We start from the raw sequence: 15485 nt of genomic DNA, 5'->3' as shown, positions 1-15485 counted from the left end.
CCCGTCGGTGCTCAGGTCCGCTGCTTGTTGCCCCGGACCGCCATGTACGCCATGTCGCCCACGGCGACGATGATGATCGCGGCCACCAGCTGGAAGAGGTGGCGGGTCCAGTCGATGCCCGAGGTCGCCTCGACGCCGAAGGCGCGGGCGAGCGCGTTGCCGGCGATGGCGCCCAGCATGCCGAAGATCGTCGTCAGCCAGAGCGGGCTGTGCTGCTTGCCCGGGAGGATCGCCTTCGCGATCAGCCCCAGCACGAATCCGACGATGATCGCCCACAACCAGCCCATGCCTGCCTCCTCTTACGGCTCCATGTGAGCACTAGGCCAAGTCTCGGACCGTCCGCCCTGCGGCGCATGTCGGGTACGGCCATCCGGCGCCCGGCGCTGGACGGACCGGCGCGGGCCCGTTGCCCGGACGGTGGGTGCCCCGGTCTCCCAGGCGGCGCAGGTGCGGCGTACCGTGGAATTGGTCCAGGGTCCGCCTCCCCGCCGGAGGCGTGTGCCGGCGGGCCGGGCGAGTCCGACGCGGGTGGATGGTGGATTGTGATGCGGAAGCAGCATGGTGACGGCGCCGCACAGGTGTTCCGGATCACCGGGGCCCGCACGGGGCTCCAGGAGGACGTGCGCGGCCGTCAGCGCCGGTACGTCATCTCCATGTCGATCCGCACGCTGTCGGTCATCCTCGCCGTGGCGCTCTGGAACGTCGAACGGCACGTCGCCATCGTGGCGTTGGTGCTCGGAGCGGTCCTGCCCTACATCTCCGTGGTGATCGCCAACGCGGGCCGGGAGAACGCGCCGTCGCTCCCCTCGGCCTTCGCGAGCGCGGCGAGCCGGCTGGGGACGCCGCCCGCCCTTCCGGTCGGTGGCCGGGTCACTTCGTCCCGCCCGGACGAAAGGGACACCGCGCCCTCTTCGGAGGATGCCGCGGGTGGTGCGGGAACGGCCTCGCGGAGCGCTCCGGACGACCGGACGTGATCTTCGACGGCCCCCTCGTGACCCCTTCGTGGAGGGGTCACAAACGGAAGTCGACTCCACACAAAGCTCAAGAAAAGCTCAGATCAATCATGTTGTTCCGGTGCCGGGCGGCGGGTTACCCGTGACATACTTCGTAGGCGCTCCGCATCCCCCGTCGGAGCGACAGACCGACGCCGGGCAGCTCCCCCCGTGGCTGCTCGGCGTCGCCTTGTTCACCGACTTCTCCGCCGCGTACCGCGTGCCGCGCACCCCGTCTGTGAGTCGAACCCGTGAGTGACGAGACCCCGATCTGTTCCGCCAAGGGCTGCCGTGCCGACGCCGAGTGGGTCCTCGCGTGGAACAACCCGAAGATCCACACACCGGAGCGCCGCAAGACGTGGCTGGCGTGCGAGGAACACCGGGAGCACCTGTCCCGGTTCCTCGACGTCCGGGGGTTTCTGAAGGACGTCGTCAGGTTCACGGAGTGGGAAGCGCCCACCGCGTCCTGAGCCGAAGACCCGGAACCGGGATCGATCACGGACCGCCCTCAGCCGCCGATCGCCGACATCGGCCGGTCCGGCTGCACGAAGGACGGGTCGTCCAGGCCGGCGCCGGCCTTCTTGCCCCACATCGCCAGCCGCCATACGCGGGCGATGTCCTCGTCGGAGGCGTCGGAGCGCAGGGCGGCGCGCAGGTCGGTCTCCTCGCGGGCGAACAGACAGGTGCGCACCTGGCCGTCGGCCGTGAGGCGGGTGCGGTCGCAGGCCGCGCAGAACGGCCGGGTGACGGAGGCGATGACACCGACGCGGTGCGGTCCGCCGTCGACGATCCAGCGTTCGGCGGGGGCCGAGCCGCGTTCCTCGGAGCCCTCGGGGACGAGGTCGAAGCGGGTGCGCAGGGAGGCCAGGATGTCGCCCGCGGTGATCATGCCGTCGCGCTTCCAGCCGTGCTGGGCGTCCAGCGGCATCTGCTCGATGAAGCGCAGCTCGTAGGCGTGCTCGACCGCCCAGGCCAGCAGTTCGGGGGCCTCGTCGCCGTTCAGGCCCGGCATCAGCACGGAGTTGACCTTGACGGGGGTCAGGCCCGCCTCGCGGGCGGCCTCCAGGCCCTCCAGGACGTCCTTGTGGCGGTCCCGGCGGGTGAGGGTCTTGAACACGTCGGGGCGCAGGGTGTCCAGTGAGACGTTGACCCGGTCGAGGCCGGCCGCCTTCAGGGCGGCGGCCGTGCGCCTCAGGCCGATGCCGTTGGTGGTCAGGGACATCCGGGGGCGCGGCTCCAGCGCGGCGACCCGCTCGACGATGCCGACCAGGCCAGGACGCAGCAGGGGTTCACCGCCGGTGAACCGGACCTCCCGGATGCCGAGGGAGGTGACGGCTATGTCGATCAACCGGACGATCTCGTCGTCGGTGAGCAGGTCCGGCTTGGCGAGCCACTGCAGTCCCTCCTCGGGCATGCAGTAGGTGCAGCGCAGGTTGCACCGGTCGGTCAGTGAGACCCTCAGGTCGGTGGCCACCCGGCCGTAGGTGTCGATGAGCACGTGGGCCCCCTCCCTCGTAGCGGCTCGCAAGTCTTTCCCATCTGCGAGCCTACGTGACTCCTCCGACAAGGTCAGGGGCCGATCGCACGAGGCGGGGCGCGGCCGTGCCGTAGATCCCTACGAGACGGCCGCGCCCGGGGTGCCTCGGGCGGGGCGGCTCAGTGCGCTCCGGTGCCGGTCAGGGACCGTACCTCCAGCTCCGCGTACTTGGCCGTGTCCGGCTCCTCCTTGGACAGCAGGGTGCCGAGGACGCCGAGCAGGAAACCGACCGGGATCGAGATGATGCCGGGGTTCTCCAGCGGGAACCAGTGGAAGTCGACGTCCGGGAACATGGACGAGGGTTTGCCCGAGACGACCGGCGAGAACAGCACCAGGCCGACCGCTGTGACCAGTCCGCCGTAGATCGACCACAGGGCTCCGGAGGTGGTGAACCGCTTCCAGAAGAGGCTGTAGAGGATCGTCGGCAGGTTGGCGGAGGCGGCGACCGCGAAGGCGAGGGCGACCAGGCCGGCGACGTTCAGGTCGCGGGCGAGGGCGCCCAGCAGGATGGAGACGGCGCCGATGCCGACGGTCGCGTAGCGGGCCGCGGTCATCTCCTGCTTCTCGGTGGCCGCGCCCTTCTTGATGACGTTCGCGTAGATGTCGTGGGCGAAGGAGGAGGACGAGGCCAGGGTCAGGCCGGCGACGACCGCGAGGATGGTGGCGAAGGCGACCGCCGAGATGGTGGCCAGGAGGATCGCGCCCCAGCCGGAGTCGACGCCGCCGAGGTGGAGGGCGAGCAGGGGCGCGGCCGTGTTGCCCGCCTTGTTGGAGGCGATGATCTCGTCCGGCTTGATCAGCGCGGCGGCGCCGAAACCGAGGGCGAGGGTCATCAGGTAGAAGGCTCCGATGAGGCCGATGGCCCAGATGACCGACTTGCGGGCGGCCTTGGCGGTGGGGACCGTGTAGAAGCGGATGAGGATGTGCGGCAGGCCCGCGGTGCCGAGGACCAGGGCGAGGCCGAGGGAGAGGAAGTCGAGCTTGGTGGTGCCGGTCGCGCCGTACTTGAGGCCGGGCTCCAGGAACGCCGTGCCCTTGCCGCTGTTGTCGGCGGCCGAGCCGAGCAGGTCGGAGACGTTGAAGTCGAACTTCAGCAGGACCAGGAAGGTCAGCAGCAGGGCGCCGGCGATCAGCAGCACGGCCTTGACCATCTGGACCCAGGTGGTGCCCTTCATGCCGCCGATCGTGACGTACACGATCATCAGCACGCCGACCAGCGCGACGATGCCGATCTTGCCGGCGTCGCTGGTGATGCCGAGCAGCAGGGACACCAGGACGCCGGCGCCCGCCATCTGGGCCAGCAGGTAGAAGATCGACACGACGATGGTGGAGGTGCCGGCGGCCGTGCGGACGGGCCGCTGGCGCATCCGGTACGCCAGGACGTCACCCATCGTGTAGCGGCCGGAGTTGCGCAGCGGTTCGGCGACCAGCAGCAGCGCGACCAGCCAGGCGACCAGGAAGCCGATGGAGTAGAGGAAGCCGTCGTAGCCGAACAGGGCGATGGCGCCCGCGATGCCGAGGAAGGACGCGGCGGACATGTAGTCGCCGGAGACGGCCAGGCCGTTCTGGAAGCCGGTGAACTGCCGTCCGCCCGCGTAGAAGTCGGCGGCGTCCTTGGTCTGGCGGCCGGCCCACACGGTGATGACGAGGGTCGCGGCGACGAACACCGAGAACAGGATGATGATCAGGGTGCGGTGCTCACTGGCCTCGCCGGCGGCCAGGGTGATCGCGGGGCTCATGCGCCGTCCTCCATCCGGGACTTGATGGCTTCCGCCTTGGGGTCGAGCTTGGCGGCGGCGTGTCGCGCGTACCACCAGGCGATGAGGAACGTGGTGAGGAACTGGGCGAGGCCGAGGACCATCGCGATGTTGATGTTGCCGCCCACCTTGGTGCCCATGAAGTCGCCCGCGTAGTTCGACAGCAGGACGTACAGCAGGTACCAGGCGATGAAGGCGAAGGTCAGCGGGAAGGCGAAGGAGCGGTGGGTGCGGCGCAGTTCGGCGAACTCCGCGCTCTCGTGCACCTCGGTGTACTCCTGCGCGGAGGGTGGTGCGTGCTGCTCTTTCGAGGGGGGCGGTGCGTCGGTGGCCACGGAGTCTCCTCGCGTTGCGGATACGGGTGCGTCGGCGGACGGGGGCGCGGGTCCGTGCTCCCTGTCGGAGGTCACGGCGCGAGGTGGGAACCGGTTCAACTCCCGTGTCCTGTTTCCGAAGTCACCGCCGGGAAGTCATTGCTGGCCAGCGGCCGGGGAGGATAGCTTCGGGCTGCACCACCCGTCATGTACCTGCCCAGGCACCACCTGTGCCGAGGGCAGCTTTCGTTTCCGGATGATGTGGAGACCCCATGGCTCATCTGCGTTCCAGCCGCCGCCTCGCGCTCGCCGTGCCCGTGGTGCTGTCGCTCACGGCCTCGTTCGGCTTCCTGCCGGCGGCGGCCTCGGCCGCCCCGCACGCGCGGGGCACGGCGCAGACCGCGGACGCGCCCAGCCTGGCGTACGTCGTCAACACCAAGGTGGACCACCGAACGATCGAGTCGGTGAAGAAGGCGGTGACCGCGGCCGGCGGCACGGTCGTCGTGACGTACGACAGGATCGGGGTGATCGTCGCGCACTCGGCCGACCCCGCCTTCGGCACGCGGATCCGGGCCGTGCGCGGGGTGCAGTCGGCGGGCGCCACCCGCACCGCGCCGCTGGCCGCCGCCGGCACGACCGAGGAGGGCGCGGCGCGGCTCCTGTCGAAGGCGGAGGCCGCGAAGGTGGCGAGCGCCTCCGCCACGGCGGGCGGGAGCGAGCCGCTGGAGGCCGACCAGTGGGACCTGCGGGCGATCGGTGCCGACAAGGCCGCCAGGATCAACCCGGGCAGCCCCCGGGTGACCGTCGCCGTGATCGACACCGGCGTCGACGACACCCACCCCGACCTCGCCCCGAACTTCTCCGCGAGCCAGTCGGCGAACTGCGTCGGCGGTGTCGCGGACACCAGTGCGGGCGCCTGGCGTCCGTACACCGCGGCGGACTACCACGGCACGCACGTCGCCGGTGAGATAGCCGCGGCCCGCAACGGCATCGGCGTCGCGGGGGTGGCCCCGGGCGTGAAGGTCGCCGGTATCAAGGTGAGCGACCCGGACAACGGGCTGTTCTACCCGGAGAGCGTCGTCTGCGCCTTCGTGTTCGCCGCCGACCACGGCGTCGAGATCACCAACAACAGCTACTACGTCGACCCGTGGCTGTACAACTGCATGGACGACCCCGATCAGCGGGCCATCGTTGACGCGGTCAACAGGGCCCAGCTGTACGCCCAGCACCGGGGCACCCTGAACCTCGCGTCCGCGGGCAACTCCGCCGACGACCTGGACTCCGACGCGCTCAGCGACGCCAGCAGCCCCGACGACGGCACGCCCTCCGAGCGGACGGTCGACCCGCACGAGTGCTTCGACGTGCCGACGCAGCTGCCCGGTGTCGTCACGGTCAGCGCGACGGGCGTGGACAACGTCAAGTCGTACTACTCCTCGTACGGCAAGGGCGTCATCGACGTCGCGGCACCGGGTGGCGACCGGCGCTACCAGATCCCGGACACGCCCTCGAAGGACGGCCGCATCCTGTCCACGCTGCCGAACGGCGCGTACGGCTTCCTCCAGGGCACCTCGATGGCCTCGCCGCACGCGGCGGGCGTCGCGGCGCTGCTGAAGTCGACGCACCCCTACGCGAGCCCGGCCCAGCTCCAGCTGCTGCTGAAGGCGCAGGCGGACAACCCCGGCTGCCCCGCGTCGTACGACCAGGACGGCGACGGCACGCAGGACGCCGTGTGCAAGGGCGTCAAGCGCGTCAACGGGTTCTACGGGTTCGGCATCGTCAACGCTCTGGACGCGGTGCGCTGATCACGTAGGTCCATATATTGATTCAGTCAATACTGCATGATGCAGTCATGACTGATATCGCGTTCGCCTGGTCCGCGGTGGGCGGCGACCCCGCGCTCGTCGCGCGGGTGTCGGCCGTGACGCGGGAGGGCGCTCTCGAGGGGCGCCTTCCCGTACGGGACCTCGCGCGGGCCTGCGTGGCCGCGTGCTCGCTGGCCGCGGCCGAGCTGGGCGCGCGCCGGGCCGGTCTCGCCGAGGTGCCCCGGGTGCGGGTGGACGACGGGGCGGTGGCCACGGCGTTCGTCAGCGAACGGCACCTGCGCGTCGACGGACGCGCGCCGGTCGCCTTCGCCCCGCTGTCCGGGTTCTGGCGGACGGCGGACGGCTGGGTGCGGACGCACGCCAACTACCCGCACCACCGGGCCCGGCTCCTGTCGGCGCTCGGCCTGCCCGAGGGGCGGGCGGACCGGTTCGAGGAGGCGCTCGCCGAGCGGACCGCCCGGCAGGTCGAGGACGCCGTCCACGCGGCCGGGGGCCTCGCCGTCGCGCTCCGCACGCCGGCGGAGTGGGCAGCGCACGCCCAGGCCGCCGCCGTGGCCGGACGGCCGCTGGTGGAGCGGCACCGGCTGGACTCCGCCCCCGCGCGCGTGCCGGCAGTCCTCCAGGACGCTCCCCTGCTGCCCGCGGCAGGACTGCGGGTGCTGGACCTGACCCGGGTGATCGCGGGCCCGGTCGCGACCCGCACGCTCGCCCTGCTCGGCGCGGACGTGCTGCGCGTGGACCCGCACCGGCTGCCCGAACTCCCCGACCAGCACGCCGACACGGGGTTCGGCAAACGCTCCGCGACACTGGACCTGGTGGCCGACCGGAGTGTCCTCGAGGAGCTGCTCGCGACGGCGGACGTGGTCGTCACCGGCTACCGGCCGGGCACCCTGGACCGGTTCGGGCTGTCCCCGCACGCGCTGGCCGAGCGGAGGCCCGGGGTGGTCGTGGCCCAGTTGTCGGCATGGGGCTCGTACGGGCCGTGGGGTGAGCGGCGCGGCTTCGACAGCCTGGTGCAGGCCGCCACCGGCATCGCCGCCGTCGAGGGATCGCCCGGGCGGCCCGGCGCGCTGCCCGTGCAGGCCCTCGACCACGGCTCGGGCTATCTGCTGGCGGCGGCGGTGCTGCGGGCGGTGACCGAGCAGTCCCGCGAGGGCGGCAGCCGGCTCGTCGCGGTGGCGCTGGCCCGGACCGCGCGGTGGCTGCTGAGCGGCGCCGGGGCCGACCCGCAGGAACCGGCGGACGCCTTGTACGACGGGCCCGGTCCCTGGCTGGCCGAAACCGATGGCCCGCTCGGACGGCTGCGGTACGCGCTGCCGCCCGTCTCCTTCACCGGCGGCCCCACCGACTGGGCCCGGCCGCCGGGACGCTGGGGGACGGACCCCGCCCGCTGGAGGTGAACCTGCGGGCCCGTCAGGTCAGTTGGTCACCAGGACCTTGAGCGCGGTGCGTTCGTCCATCGCCTTGTAGCCGTCGGGCACGCTCTCCAGTCCGACCGTCAGGTCGAAGACCGGCGACGGGTCGATGCGGCCCTCCAGGATGTCGGGCAGCAGCTCGGGGATGTACGCCCGGACCGGCGCGACCCCGCCGCGCAGCGCGACGTTCCGGTCGAACAGGACGCCGAGGTCCAGTCCGGTGCCGCTGCCGTGCGGCACGCCGACGAAGCCGATCGCGCCGCCGTCGCGCGTGACACCGACCGCCGTACGCATCGACTGCTCGGTGCCGACGGCCTCCACGACCGCGTGCGCGCCCTGCCCGCGGGTCAGTTCACGCACGGCCTCGACGGCAGCCTCACCGCGCTCGGCGACCACGTCGGTGGCGCCGAAGCGGCGGGCGATGTCCGTGCGGACCTGGTGGCGGCCCAGCGCGATGATCCGCTCGGCCCCGAGGCGCTTGGCGGCCAGCACCGCGCACAGGCCCACGGCCCCGTCGCCGACGACGGCGACGGTGGCACCCGGGCGGACCCCCGCCCCGAGGGCGGCGTGATGACCCGTGCCCATGACGTCGGACAGGGTCAGCAGCGCGGACAGCAGGTGGTCGTCGGAGGCCGCGTCACGCGGCAGCGGGACGAGGGTGCCGTCGGCGAAGGGCACCCGCACGGCCTCGCCCTGACCGCCGTCGTAGCCGACCGAGCCCCAGAAGCCGCCGTGCTCGCAGGAGGTGGTGAGCCCCTCACGGCAGTAGTCGCAGACGCCGTCGGACCACATGAAGGGCGCGACGACGAGGTCCCCGCGGCGCACGCCGGCCACCTCGGAGCCGGTCTCCTCGACGACGCCGAGGAACTCGTGCCCGATCCGCTGCCCCGGCTGCCGGGCCGCCTCACCGCGGTACGCCCACAGGTCGCTGCCGCAGATACAGGCGCGCAGCACCCGCACCACGGCGTCGGTGGGCAGCTGCACCACGGGTTCGGGCACGTCCGCCACGCGCATGTCGTAGGGGGCGTGGATGGTGGTGGCGCGCATGGCGAGGATCCTTCTCGTGCGTCTGAGCTGTGCGGGTGCGCTCTCGGGGTGGCCGGGCGCCCTTCACGGTACGCCGCCGCCCGCCCCCCGCCGCGCTACACCCCGGCCACGCCCAGCAGGGTCCCGACCGCGTAGGTGACGCCCATGGCCAGCGCCCCGCCCACGACGTTGCGCAGCACCGCCCTGCCGGGGGCCGCGGCGCCCAGCCGCGCGCTGCTCCAGCCCGTCAGCACGAGGGCGGCCAGCACGCACAGCACGGTGACGCCGACCCGCCAGTGCGCCGGCGGCAGCACGATGGCCAGCAGGGGCAGCAGCGCCCCGGCGGTGAACGCCAGGAAGCTCGCCCACGCCGCGTGCCACGGGTTGGTGAGCTCGACGGGGTCGATGCCGAGCTCCACGCGCGCGTGCGCCCTGAGCGCGTCGCGTTCGGTCAGCTGGACGGCGGCCTCCAGGGCCACGTCCCGGGACAGCCCCCGCTCCTGGAGCAGTTCGGTCAGCTCCTCCAGTTCGGCCTCCGGCTGCTCGCGCAACTCCCGTTTCTCCAGGGCCAGGGCGGCCCTCTCCGAGTCGCGCTGGGTGGACACGGACACGTACTCGCCGGCCGCCATCGACAGGGACCCGGCGAGCAGGCCCGCCAGGCCGGCCGTCAGCAGGGCGGAGCTGTCGTCCGTCGCGCCGGCCACGCCCACGACCAGGCCGGCGGTGGACACGATGCCGTCGTTCGCGCCGAGGACCGCGGCCCGCAGCCAGTTCAGGCGTGAGCCGAGGGCGCCGCTGTGCGCCTCGCTGTGCGTGGGTTCCGTCACCCAGGGAGGATCGCACCCCGCGCGACACCGGACCCGCACCGACCCTCGACGGCGCCCCGGCCGCCGGTGGCCCTCACCAGACCCGCACCGACGCCCCGCGCGCGAACACCGGGCTCGTGGCGTCCGCGGGCGGCTCGTCCAGCGGCTCCGCGAGTTCCGCCACCGTCGGGCCCACCTTCGCCGCGAGGGCGTCCAGCAGGTCCAGGTCGAAGCCGTACACGCGGGCCGCGTTGCCCCCGATCATCGCCGCGACCTCCTCCCGGGGGACACCCGCGAAGGCGAACCGCAGACCCTCGCGGGAGTAGGGATGGGTCCCCTCGTCGTGCGGGTAGTCGCTGCCCCACATGATCTTGTCGATGCCGATGCGCCCGCGCAGCGGTACCTCGTGGGGGCGCATGAAACTGGCACCGACGAAGCAGTTGTCCCGCCACACCTGCGAGGGGCGCCGGCCCATGCCGGCCGCGAGGCCCGCGCCGAACCTGGCCTCCGCCGTCACCGCCCGCTCCGCGGCCGCGACCATGCGCCCGTGGTAGTAGTCCAGCATGTCGAGCACCCCGGGGATCCAGCCCGACCCCTGCTCGGTGAGGACCAGCCGCAGCCGCGGGTGGCGGCGGAAGGCACCGCCGAACACCAGGTGCCACAGCGCGCGGTGGGAGAACCAGGTCGTCTCGACCATGAAGACCGCGCGGGCGGCGGGTTCCGCGCCCAGCGGCGGGGACGCCGAGCCCGCGTGGTGGTTCACGGGCACCTCCAGCTCCTCGCAGACCGCCCAGATCGGGTCGTACACCGAGGAGTAGAGCTCGGGCAGGCCCGAGCCTGGGGGTGTGCCGGGCAGCAGCAGGCCGCCCGTGAGGCCCGCCCGGGAGGCCCACCGGATCTCCCGGACCGCCTCCTCCACGTCGTTGAGCAGGATCTGGAAGACGCCCGCGCGCCGGCCCGGCGCCGCCGCGCAGAAGTCCGCCAGCCACCGGTTGTGGGCGCGCAGTCCGGCCCAGCGCCGCTCGAACTCCCCGGCGGTCGGGGCCGGCGCCATCAGGGAGCCGGACGGGAAGAACGGCGGGATCGTGTTGGGGAACACCACCTCCGCGACGATGCCGTCCGCCTCCAGCTCGGCCAGCCGCCGCCCGGAGTTCCAGTTCCGGTCGGCGCTGTCGGCGACCAGGTCCTCGTAGGGGTTGACGTAGGCCGCCGCCCACGCGTCGAACGCGTCGTGGTACCCGCGCTCCAGATACGGCCGGTAGTCCAGGAGGTCGGCGCCCGCGTGGCAGTCGGCCGAGACGACCGTGTACCGCTCCTCGGTCACGGCGTCACCCCCAGCGCCGGGAAGTCGTGGTCCGTCAGCCAGTGCCGGCCCACCTCGCGCGAGCGCGCCCACGACGCCGCCACGGCCGCCTGGTCGTCCGGCTGGCCGAGGTCGGCCGGGGTGGGGCCGATCCGGCGGGCGAGGGGGGCAAGCCGCTCGGTGTCGAAGCCGAACACCTCGGCCGCCGCCAGCCCCAGCATGCGGCGGGTCTCCGCCACCGGGATGTCGTGGAAGGTGCGGGACAGCCACGCGCGCGTGTCGGGCCAGGTGCCCTCGGGGTGCGGGAAGTCGCTGCCCCACAGGATGTTGTCGACGCCGATCTCGTAGCGCTGGGCGAGTTCGCGGCGCTTGGTGTTGGTCGCGCAGACGAAGACCTGCCGGTCGAGGTACTCGTGCGGCGGGCGCCGCAGCTCCGCGAAGGGGGACAGCTTCTTGCCGCCGTGCGCGCCCAGGTAGAGCCGGTCCATGAACCACAGCAGGTTCGGCAGCCACCAGCAGCCCGACTCCGCGACACCGAACCTGAGGCCGGGGTGGCGTTCGAAGACGCCGGACCAGAGCAGGAACCACAGCGGCCGGGCCGGCCACCAGGTGACCTCGGAGACATAGATGCCCAGGTGGTCGCCGTACTCGTGGCGCGGCGCGGCCCCCGAGTGGGTGAGCACCGGCATCCCGCACTCGGCGGCCGCCGCCCACACCGGGTCGTAACGCCGGTCGTGGTACGGCTCCTTGTCCACCCACATGGCGGGGATCATCAGGGCGCCGAGGCCGGACTCCTTCGCACGGTGCACCTCCCTCACCACCAGGTCGGTGGGGGCGGTGACGGGCAACAGGGCGACTCCGCAGTGCCGTTCGGGGTGCTCGGACACGAAGTCGGCGAGCCAGCGGTTGTGCGCCCGCGCGCCCGCCATGCCGAGGTCGGGGTCCTGGTCGCCGGAGAGGCCGAGGCCGACACCGAAGGGCGCCGCGGTCCGGCTGTCCACGGCGTCGGCGTCCGGGAAGACGACCTCGGCCGCCACGCCGTCGCCGTCCAGCTCCTTGACGCGCTGCGCCGGGTCCCAGCCGCCGCGCAGGCCCTCCTCGTTGTCGTGGAACCACTTGTCGGCGAACGCCTCGTTGCGGATGCCGAGCCGGGTCATCTCCTCGCGGCGCCTCTCGCGCCCGTCGAGGAACTCGTCGAAGGCGCGGTGGTGGCGGGAGTCCAGGTAGGGCCGGTACTCCTCGGTGGGCAGCCCGGCATGGCAGTCGGAGGAGATGATCAGGTACGGGTCCTGGCCGGTCACAGCGTTCCCCTCTCAGTCAAGGATGAAGGGTTCGAGATACGACGGGTTCGTCCGGTCGAGCATCGATCCCGCACGCGCCCGGATCTGGTCGTCGCTGCGCTCACTCTCGGGCAGCAGCCAGAAGCGGTCCGCGCGGACACCGTCCACGACGAGGTCGGCGACCTCCTCCGCGGGCGTGAAGCGCACCTCCTGCCCGGCCTCCCGCATCGCGGTCTCCCACTGCGCGAGGCTGCGATAAGGGGTCCTGCGCGGGCGCAGCTTGGCGTACCGGGCGGGCCGGTTGCGGTGCGACTCCCACAGGCCGGTGCGGAGCATGTGCGGACCGGGGAACAGGACGGACGCGCCCACGCGCGCGTGCTCCGCCCGCAGATGCGCGTACAGCGACTCGGTCATCGTGACGACGGCCGCCTTGGTGACGGCGTACACGGAGGCGGTGGGAAGCGGGGCGATCCCGCCGTCCGCGGAGGAGGTGTTGACGACGTGTCCGGGCTCGCCGGCTGCCAGCATCCTCGGCAGGAACGCCTGGACGCCGTGGAAAACGCCCCACACGTTGACCGCGAACGCCCACTCCCAGTCGTTCGGGTCGTGCTCCCACATGCGGCCCTCCGCGCCCGAGCCGACGCCCGCGTTGTTGCACAGGACGTGCACCGCGCCGCAGGTCTCGTAGACGGAGTCGGCGAGTTCCACCACCTGGTCGCGGGCTCCGACGTCGACCACGCGCGCGTGCACCTCGGCGCCGTCCGCGCGCAGGTCCGAGGCGGCCCTGCCCAGGGCGTCCGCCTCCACGTCGGCGAGGACGACCGTGAGTCCCTCGGCGGCGAACCGCCTGGCCATCGCGAGTCCGATGCCGCTCGCCGCGCCGGTGACGACGGCCACCTGTCCGGGGTGCAGGTCCATCAGGCGTTCCCCCCGGGCGGGGCGTCGAGGATCTGCGCGGGATCGTCGTAGCGCTGGTGGATGTACGGCAACAGGGCCTCGGCGGACACCCGTTCGGCGACCCGGCCGCGCTGGTCGCTGGTCTTCTCGCCGATGGTGATGCCGAGGAGCCGGCGCACCGGGAGGTCGGCCACGGGGTCGTACACCGACTCGCGCAGGACGACGTCCCCGGTGACCCGTTCGAGTGCGCGCACCCGCTCCCGGCGTACGCAGTGCACGAGGACCGGATCGACGTCGAAGCCCGAACCGTCCACCGCGGGCAGGAACTTGAAGTAGAAGTCGGTCCTGGAGGCGGGCTCGGGCAGCGGCAGCGCGCCGTCGGTGGCGCCGCGCACCTCCACGAAGGCGATGCCGTGCCGGGCGAGGGACGCGCGCAGGACGGGGCCGTCCCGCTCGACCGTCACCTCGCCGAGCTTCTTGGGCTCCCCGAAGACCTCGCGGCCGCCGATCAGGGCCCGTTCCAGGGTCATCGGCATGACCAGCGGGTACCAGCCGTCGACGCCCTCGTGGGCGGCGGAGACCGCGAACGAGCCCGCGCCCAGGGCCTGTCCGGACAGCGCGACCTGACTGATGTTCACCCGGACCAGGGGCCGGCCGGTGGGTTTGAGGGGTGGCGGCAGCACCGCCGCGAGGGCGTCCGGGTCGGTCTCCCACAGGGCCACCACGCCGGTGGACCAGATCTCGGGGAGCCGGGAGCTCGCCGTGCGCGCGGCGGCGATCTCCGCCTCGGTCCGCGCGCCGTACCGTACGCGTGCCATGTGCCGTACCGCCCTTCGTCGTCCGTGCACCGGTCCGTGTCCGTCCCGACGCCGCCCTCCGCGGCCGCCGGCCGCCGCTCACCCCCGCACCGCTCGGCACGCGTCACCGGCGGCCGCTTGCCGTCCGGCGGCCGACGCAGGGCGGCTGGACCGGCGGTGGTCGTGCGGGGTCGTGCGCGGTGGTCGTGCGGGGTCGTGCGAGGTGGTCGTGCCGGGCGGGCAGCACGGTCGCACCGGGTGCCGAAAAGGTCCATAGCCGCGCGCACAGACATTCGCACCATTCACGGCACTCGAACGGGCGGGCGCAGCCCGGGACCTGACGGACGGGTGCGGGACCGGGCTGTCAGTCGGGGCCCGTATCCTCAGGAACCATGCTCGAAGACCTCACGACCGCAGCGTCCTCCGCCATGGTGTGGCCGGCCGCGTATCCGAAGGGATACGCGGTCGTTGACGTGGAGACCACCGGCCTCGCCCGGGACGACCGAATCATCTCGGCGGCCGTCTACCGGCTGGACGCGCGCGGCGAGGTCGAGGACCACTGGTACACGACGGTCAACCCGGAGCGGGACCCGGGCCCGGTGTGGATCCACGGCCTGACGAGCGAGGCGCTCGAAGGCGCGCCCCTTTTCCCGGACATCGCCGAGGAGTTCGCCGGCCGGCTCGCGGACCGGGTGCTCGTCGCGCACAACGCGGTCTTCGACTGGCAGATGATCGCCCGGGAGTACGCGCGCGCGGAGCGCGAGGCGCCGGTGCGGCAGCGGCTGTGCACCATCGCGCTCTCGAAGGAGCTGGGGCTGCCGCTGCCCAACCACAAGCTGGAGTCGCTGGCCGCGCACTTCGGCGTCGTACAGCAGCGGGCGCACCACGCGCTGGACGACGCACGGGTCCTGGCGGAGGCGTTCCGGCCGAGCCTGCGGGCCGCGGCGGCGGGCGGGGTCCGGCTGCCGCTGCTGGAGTGCCGGCCGCTGACCGAGTGGGCCGACCGACCGGCGGCACCCCGCATCGGGCAGCAGGCGGGCGGCTACGGCGGCTACCGGCCGACCAGTTGGCGCCCGGCACGCAAAAGGCCCGCATGCCCCTATCCCAACCCGGGCCGTTACGAAGAGGGCAAGTCGCTCAAGCAGGGCATGCGGGTGGCGTTCTCCGGAGACACCTCGGTCGAGCGGGAGCTGCTGGAGGACCGTGCCACCGAGGCCGGGCTGCATGTCGCGTCGAGCCTGTCCCGGCTGACCAGCCTGCTGGTCACCAACGATCCCGACTCGCACACCTCGAAGGTGGTCAAGGCCCGGCAGTTCGGCACGCCGGTGGTGGACGAGGCCGCTTTCGGGCAGCTGCTCGGGGACGTGGAGCCGGCGTCCGGGCAGTGACCGCGGGCGCGCGCGGCGCGGGGCCGGCACGGTCGCCGGGGCGCGCGGGACGGTGCCGTGCCGGTACGGCTGCGGGCGGGCCCGGCGTGGTGACCGTACGGACGGGTGATTGCCGTGCGACTCGCCCGGCCGCGTCCCGCGCGCGCGGCG

15 protein-coding genes are annotated in these 15485 nt (G+C 72.9%); 5 read left to right on the top strand and 10 right to left on the bottom strand.

The genetic code is table 11. The features are described from left to right. Positions 1-11 precede the first annotated feature (11 nt). Positions 12-287 (bottom strand): GlsB/YeaQ/YmgE family stress response membrane protein, encoded by a 276-nt coding sequence (locus ABZT03_RS27530; protein WP_356043938.1) that lies wholly within the window; start codon positions 285-287, stop codon positions 12-14. Between the two features lie 258 nt (positions 288-545). Here ABZT03_RS27530 and ABZT03_RS27525 point away from each other — a divergent pair, with 258 nt between their 5' ends. Together ABZT03_RS27525 and ABZT03_RS27520 are read left to right on the top strand one after the other, a co-directional pair. After that, positions 546-974 (top strand): DUF3099 domain-containing protein, encoded by a 429-nt coding sequence (locus ABZT03_RS27525; RefSeq protein ID WP_356043936.1) that lies wholly within the window; start codon positions 546-548, stop codon positions 972-974. Between the two features lie 269 nt (positions 975-1243). Further along, a complete protein-coding gene (locus ABZT03_RS27520; RefSeq protein WP_356043933.1) occupies positions 1244-1462 on the top strand; it encodes a hypothetical protein in 219 nt (72 codons plus the stop codon). 38 nt (positions 1463-1500) lie between these two features. Here ABZT03_RS27520 and moaA read toward each other — a convergent pair whose 3' ends face one another. From moaA to ABZT03_RS27505, 3 genes are all read right to left on the bottom strand, one after another. Beyond that, a complete protein-coding gene (moaA, locus tag ABZT03_RS27515; protein ID WP_356043930.1) occupies positions 1501-2490 on the bottom strand; it encodes a GTP 3',8-cyclase MoaA in 990 nt (329 codons plus the stop codon). Positions 2491-2648: 158 nt separating this feature from the next. Then, positions 2649-4268 (bottom strand): cation acetate symporter, encoded by a 1620-nt coding sequence (locus tag ABZT03_RS27510; RefSeq protein ID WP_356043928.1) that lies wholly within the window; start codon positions 4266-4268, stop codon positions 2649-2651. Next, complete coding sequence (locus ABZT03_RS27505; protein ID WP_356043926.1) at positions 4265-4621, bottom strand: DUF485 domain-containing protein; 357 nt, start codon at positions 4619-4621, stop codon at positions 4265-4267. Before ABZT03_RS27505 ends, ABZT03_RS27510 begins: the two co-directional genes overlap by 4 nt. Positions 4622-4872: 251 nt before the next feature. Here ABZT03_RS27505 and ABZT03_RS27500 point away from each other — a divergent pair, with 251 nt between their 5' ends. Both ABZT03_RS27500 and ABZT03_RS27495 read left to right on the top strand, forming a co-directional pair. Then, complete coding sequence (locus ABZT03_RS27500) at positions 4873-6402, top strand: S8 family serine peptidase (RefSeq protein WP_356043924.1); 1530 nt, start codon at positions 4873-4875, stop codon at positions 6400-6402. Between the two features lie 47 nt (positions 6403-6449). Continuing rightward, a complete protein-coding gene (locus ABZT03_RS27495; RefSeq protein ID WP_356043922.1) occupies positions 6450-7823 on the top strand; it encodes a CoA transferase in 1374 nt (457 codons plus the stop codon). A gap of 18 nt (positions 7824-7841) precedes the next feature. On the opposite strand, the gene ABZT03_RS27490 is transcribed toward ABZT03_RS27495, so the two are convergent. The 6 genes from ABZT03_RS27490 to ABZT03_RS27465 form a co-directional block, all read right to left on the bottom strand. Continuing rightward, a complete protein-coding gene (locus ABZT03_RS27490) occupies positions 7842-8885 on the bottom strand; it encodes a zinc-dependent alcohol dehydrogenase family protein (protein ID WP_356043920.1) in 1044 nt (347 codons plus the stop codon). Between the two features lie 95 nt (positions 8886-8980). Beyond that, positions 8981-9691, bottom strand: coding sequence for a VIT family protein (locus tag ABZT03_RS27485; RefSeq protein ID WP_356043918.1), 711 nt, complete (start codon positions 9689-9691; stop codon positions 8981-8983). Between the two features lie 73 nt (positions 9692-9764). Further along, positions 9765-10994: an amidohydrolase family protein gene (locus ABZT03_RS27480; protein WP_356043916.1), complete on the bottom strand. Its 1230-nt coding sequence runs from the start codon at positions 10992-10994 to the stop codon at positions 9765-9767. Continuing rightward, entirely contained in the window at positions 10991-12274 is a 1284-nt protein-coding gene (locus ABZT03_RS27475; RefSeq protein ID WP_356043914.1) for an amidohydrolase family protein, read from the bottom strand. Before ABZT03_RS27475 ends, ABZT03_RS27480 begins: the two co-directional genes overlap by 4 nt. Before the next feature lie 12 nt (positions 12275-12286). After that, positions 12287-13171, bottom strand: coding sequence for an SDR family NAD(P)-dependent oxidoreductase (locus ABZT03_RS27470; RefSeq protein ID WP_356043912.1), 885 nt, complete (start codon positions 13169-13171; stop codon positions 12287-12289). After that, positions 13171-13968, bottom strand: a complete 798-nt coding sequence (locus ABZT03_RS27465; protein ID WP_356043910.1) for an acetoacetate decarboxylase family protein — start codon at positions 13966-13968, stop codon at positions 13171-13173. The genes ABZT03_RS27470 and ABZT03_RS27465 overlap by 1 nt, the downstream gene beginning before the upstream one ends. A 371-nt stretch (positions 13969-14339) precedes the next feature. On the opposite strand from ABZT03_RS27465, the gene ABZT03_RS27460 reads away from it, so the two are divergent. Beyond that, positions 14340-15335 carry a DEDDh family exonuclease gene (locus tag ABZT03_RS27460; protein ID WP_356043907.1) on the top strand — a complete coding sequence of 332 codons (996 nt, stop codon included), beginning with the start codon at positions 14340-14342 and terminating at the stop codon, positions 15333-15335. The last annotated feature ends 150 nt before the right edge of the window (positions 15336-15485 follow it).

Source organism: Streptomyces sp. NPDC005574 (assembly GCF_040605435.1).
Taxonomy (GTDB): Bacteria; Actinomycetota; Actinomycetes; order Streptomycetales; family Streptomycetaceae; genus Streptomyces.
This window is presented reverse-complemented; position numbering and strand designations above follow the sequence as displayed.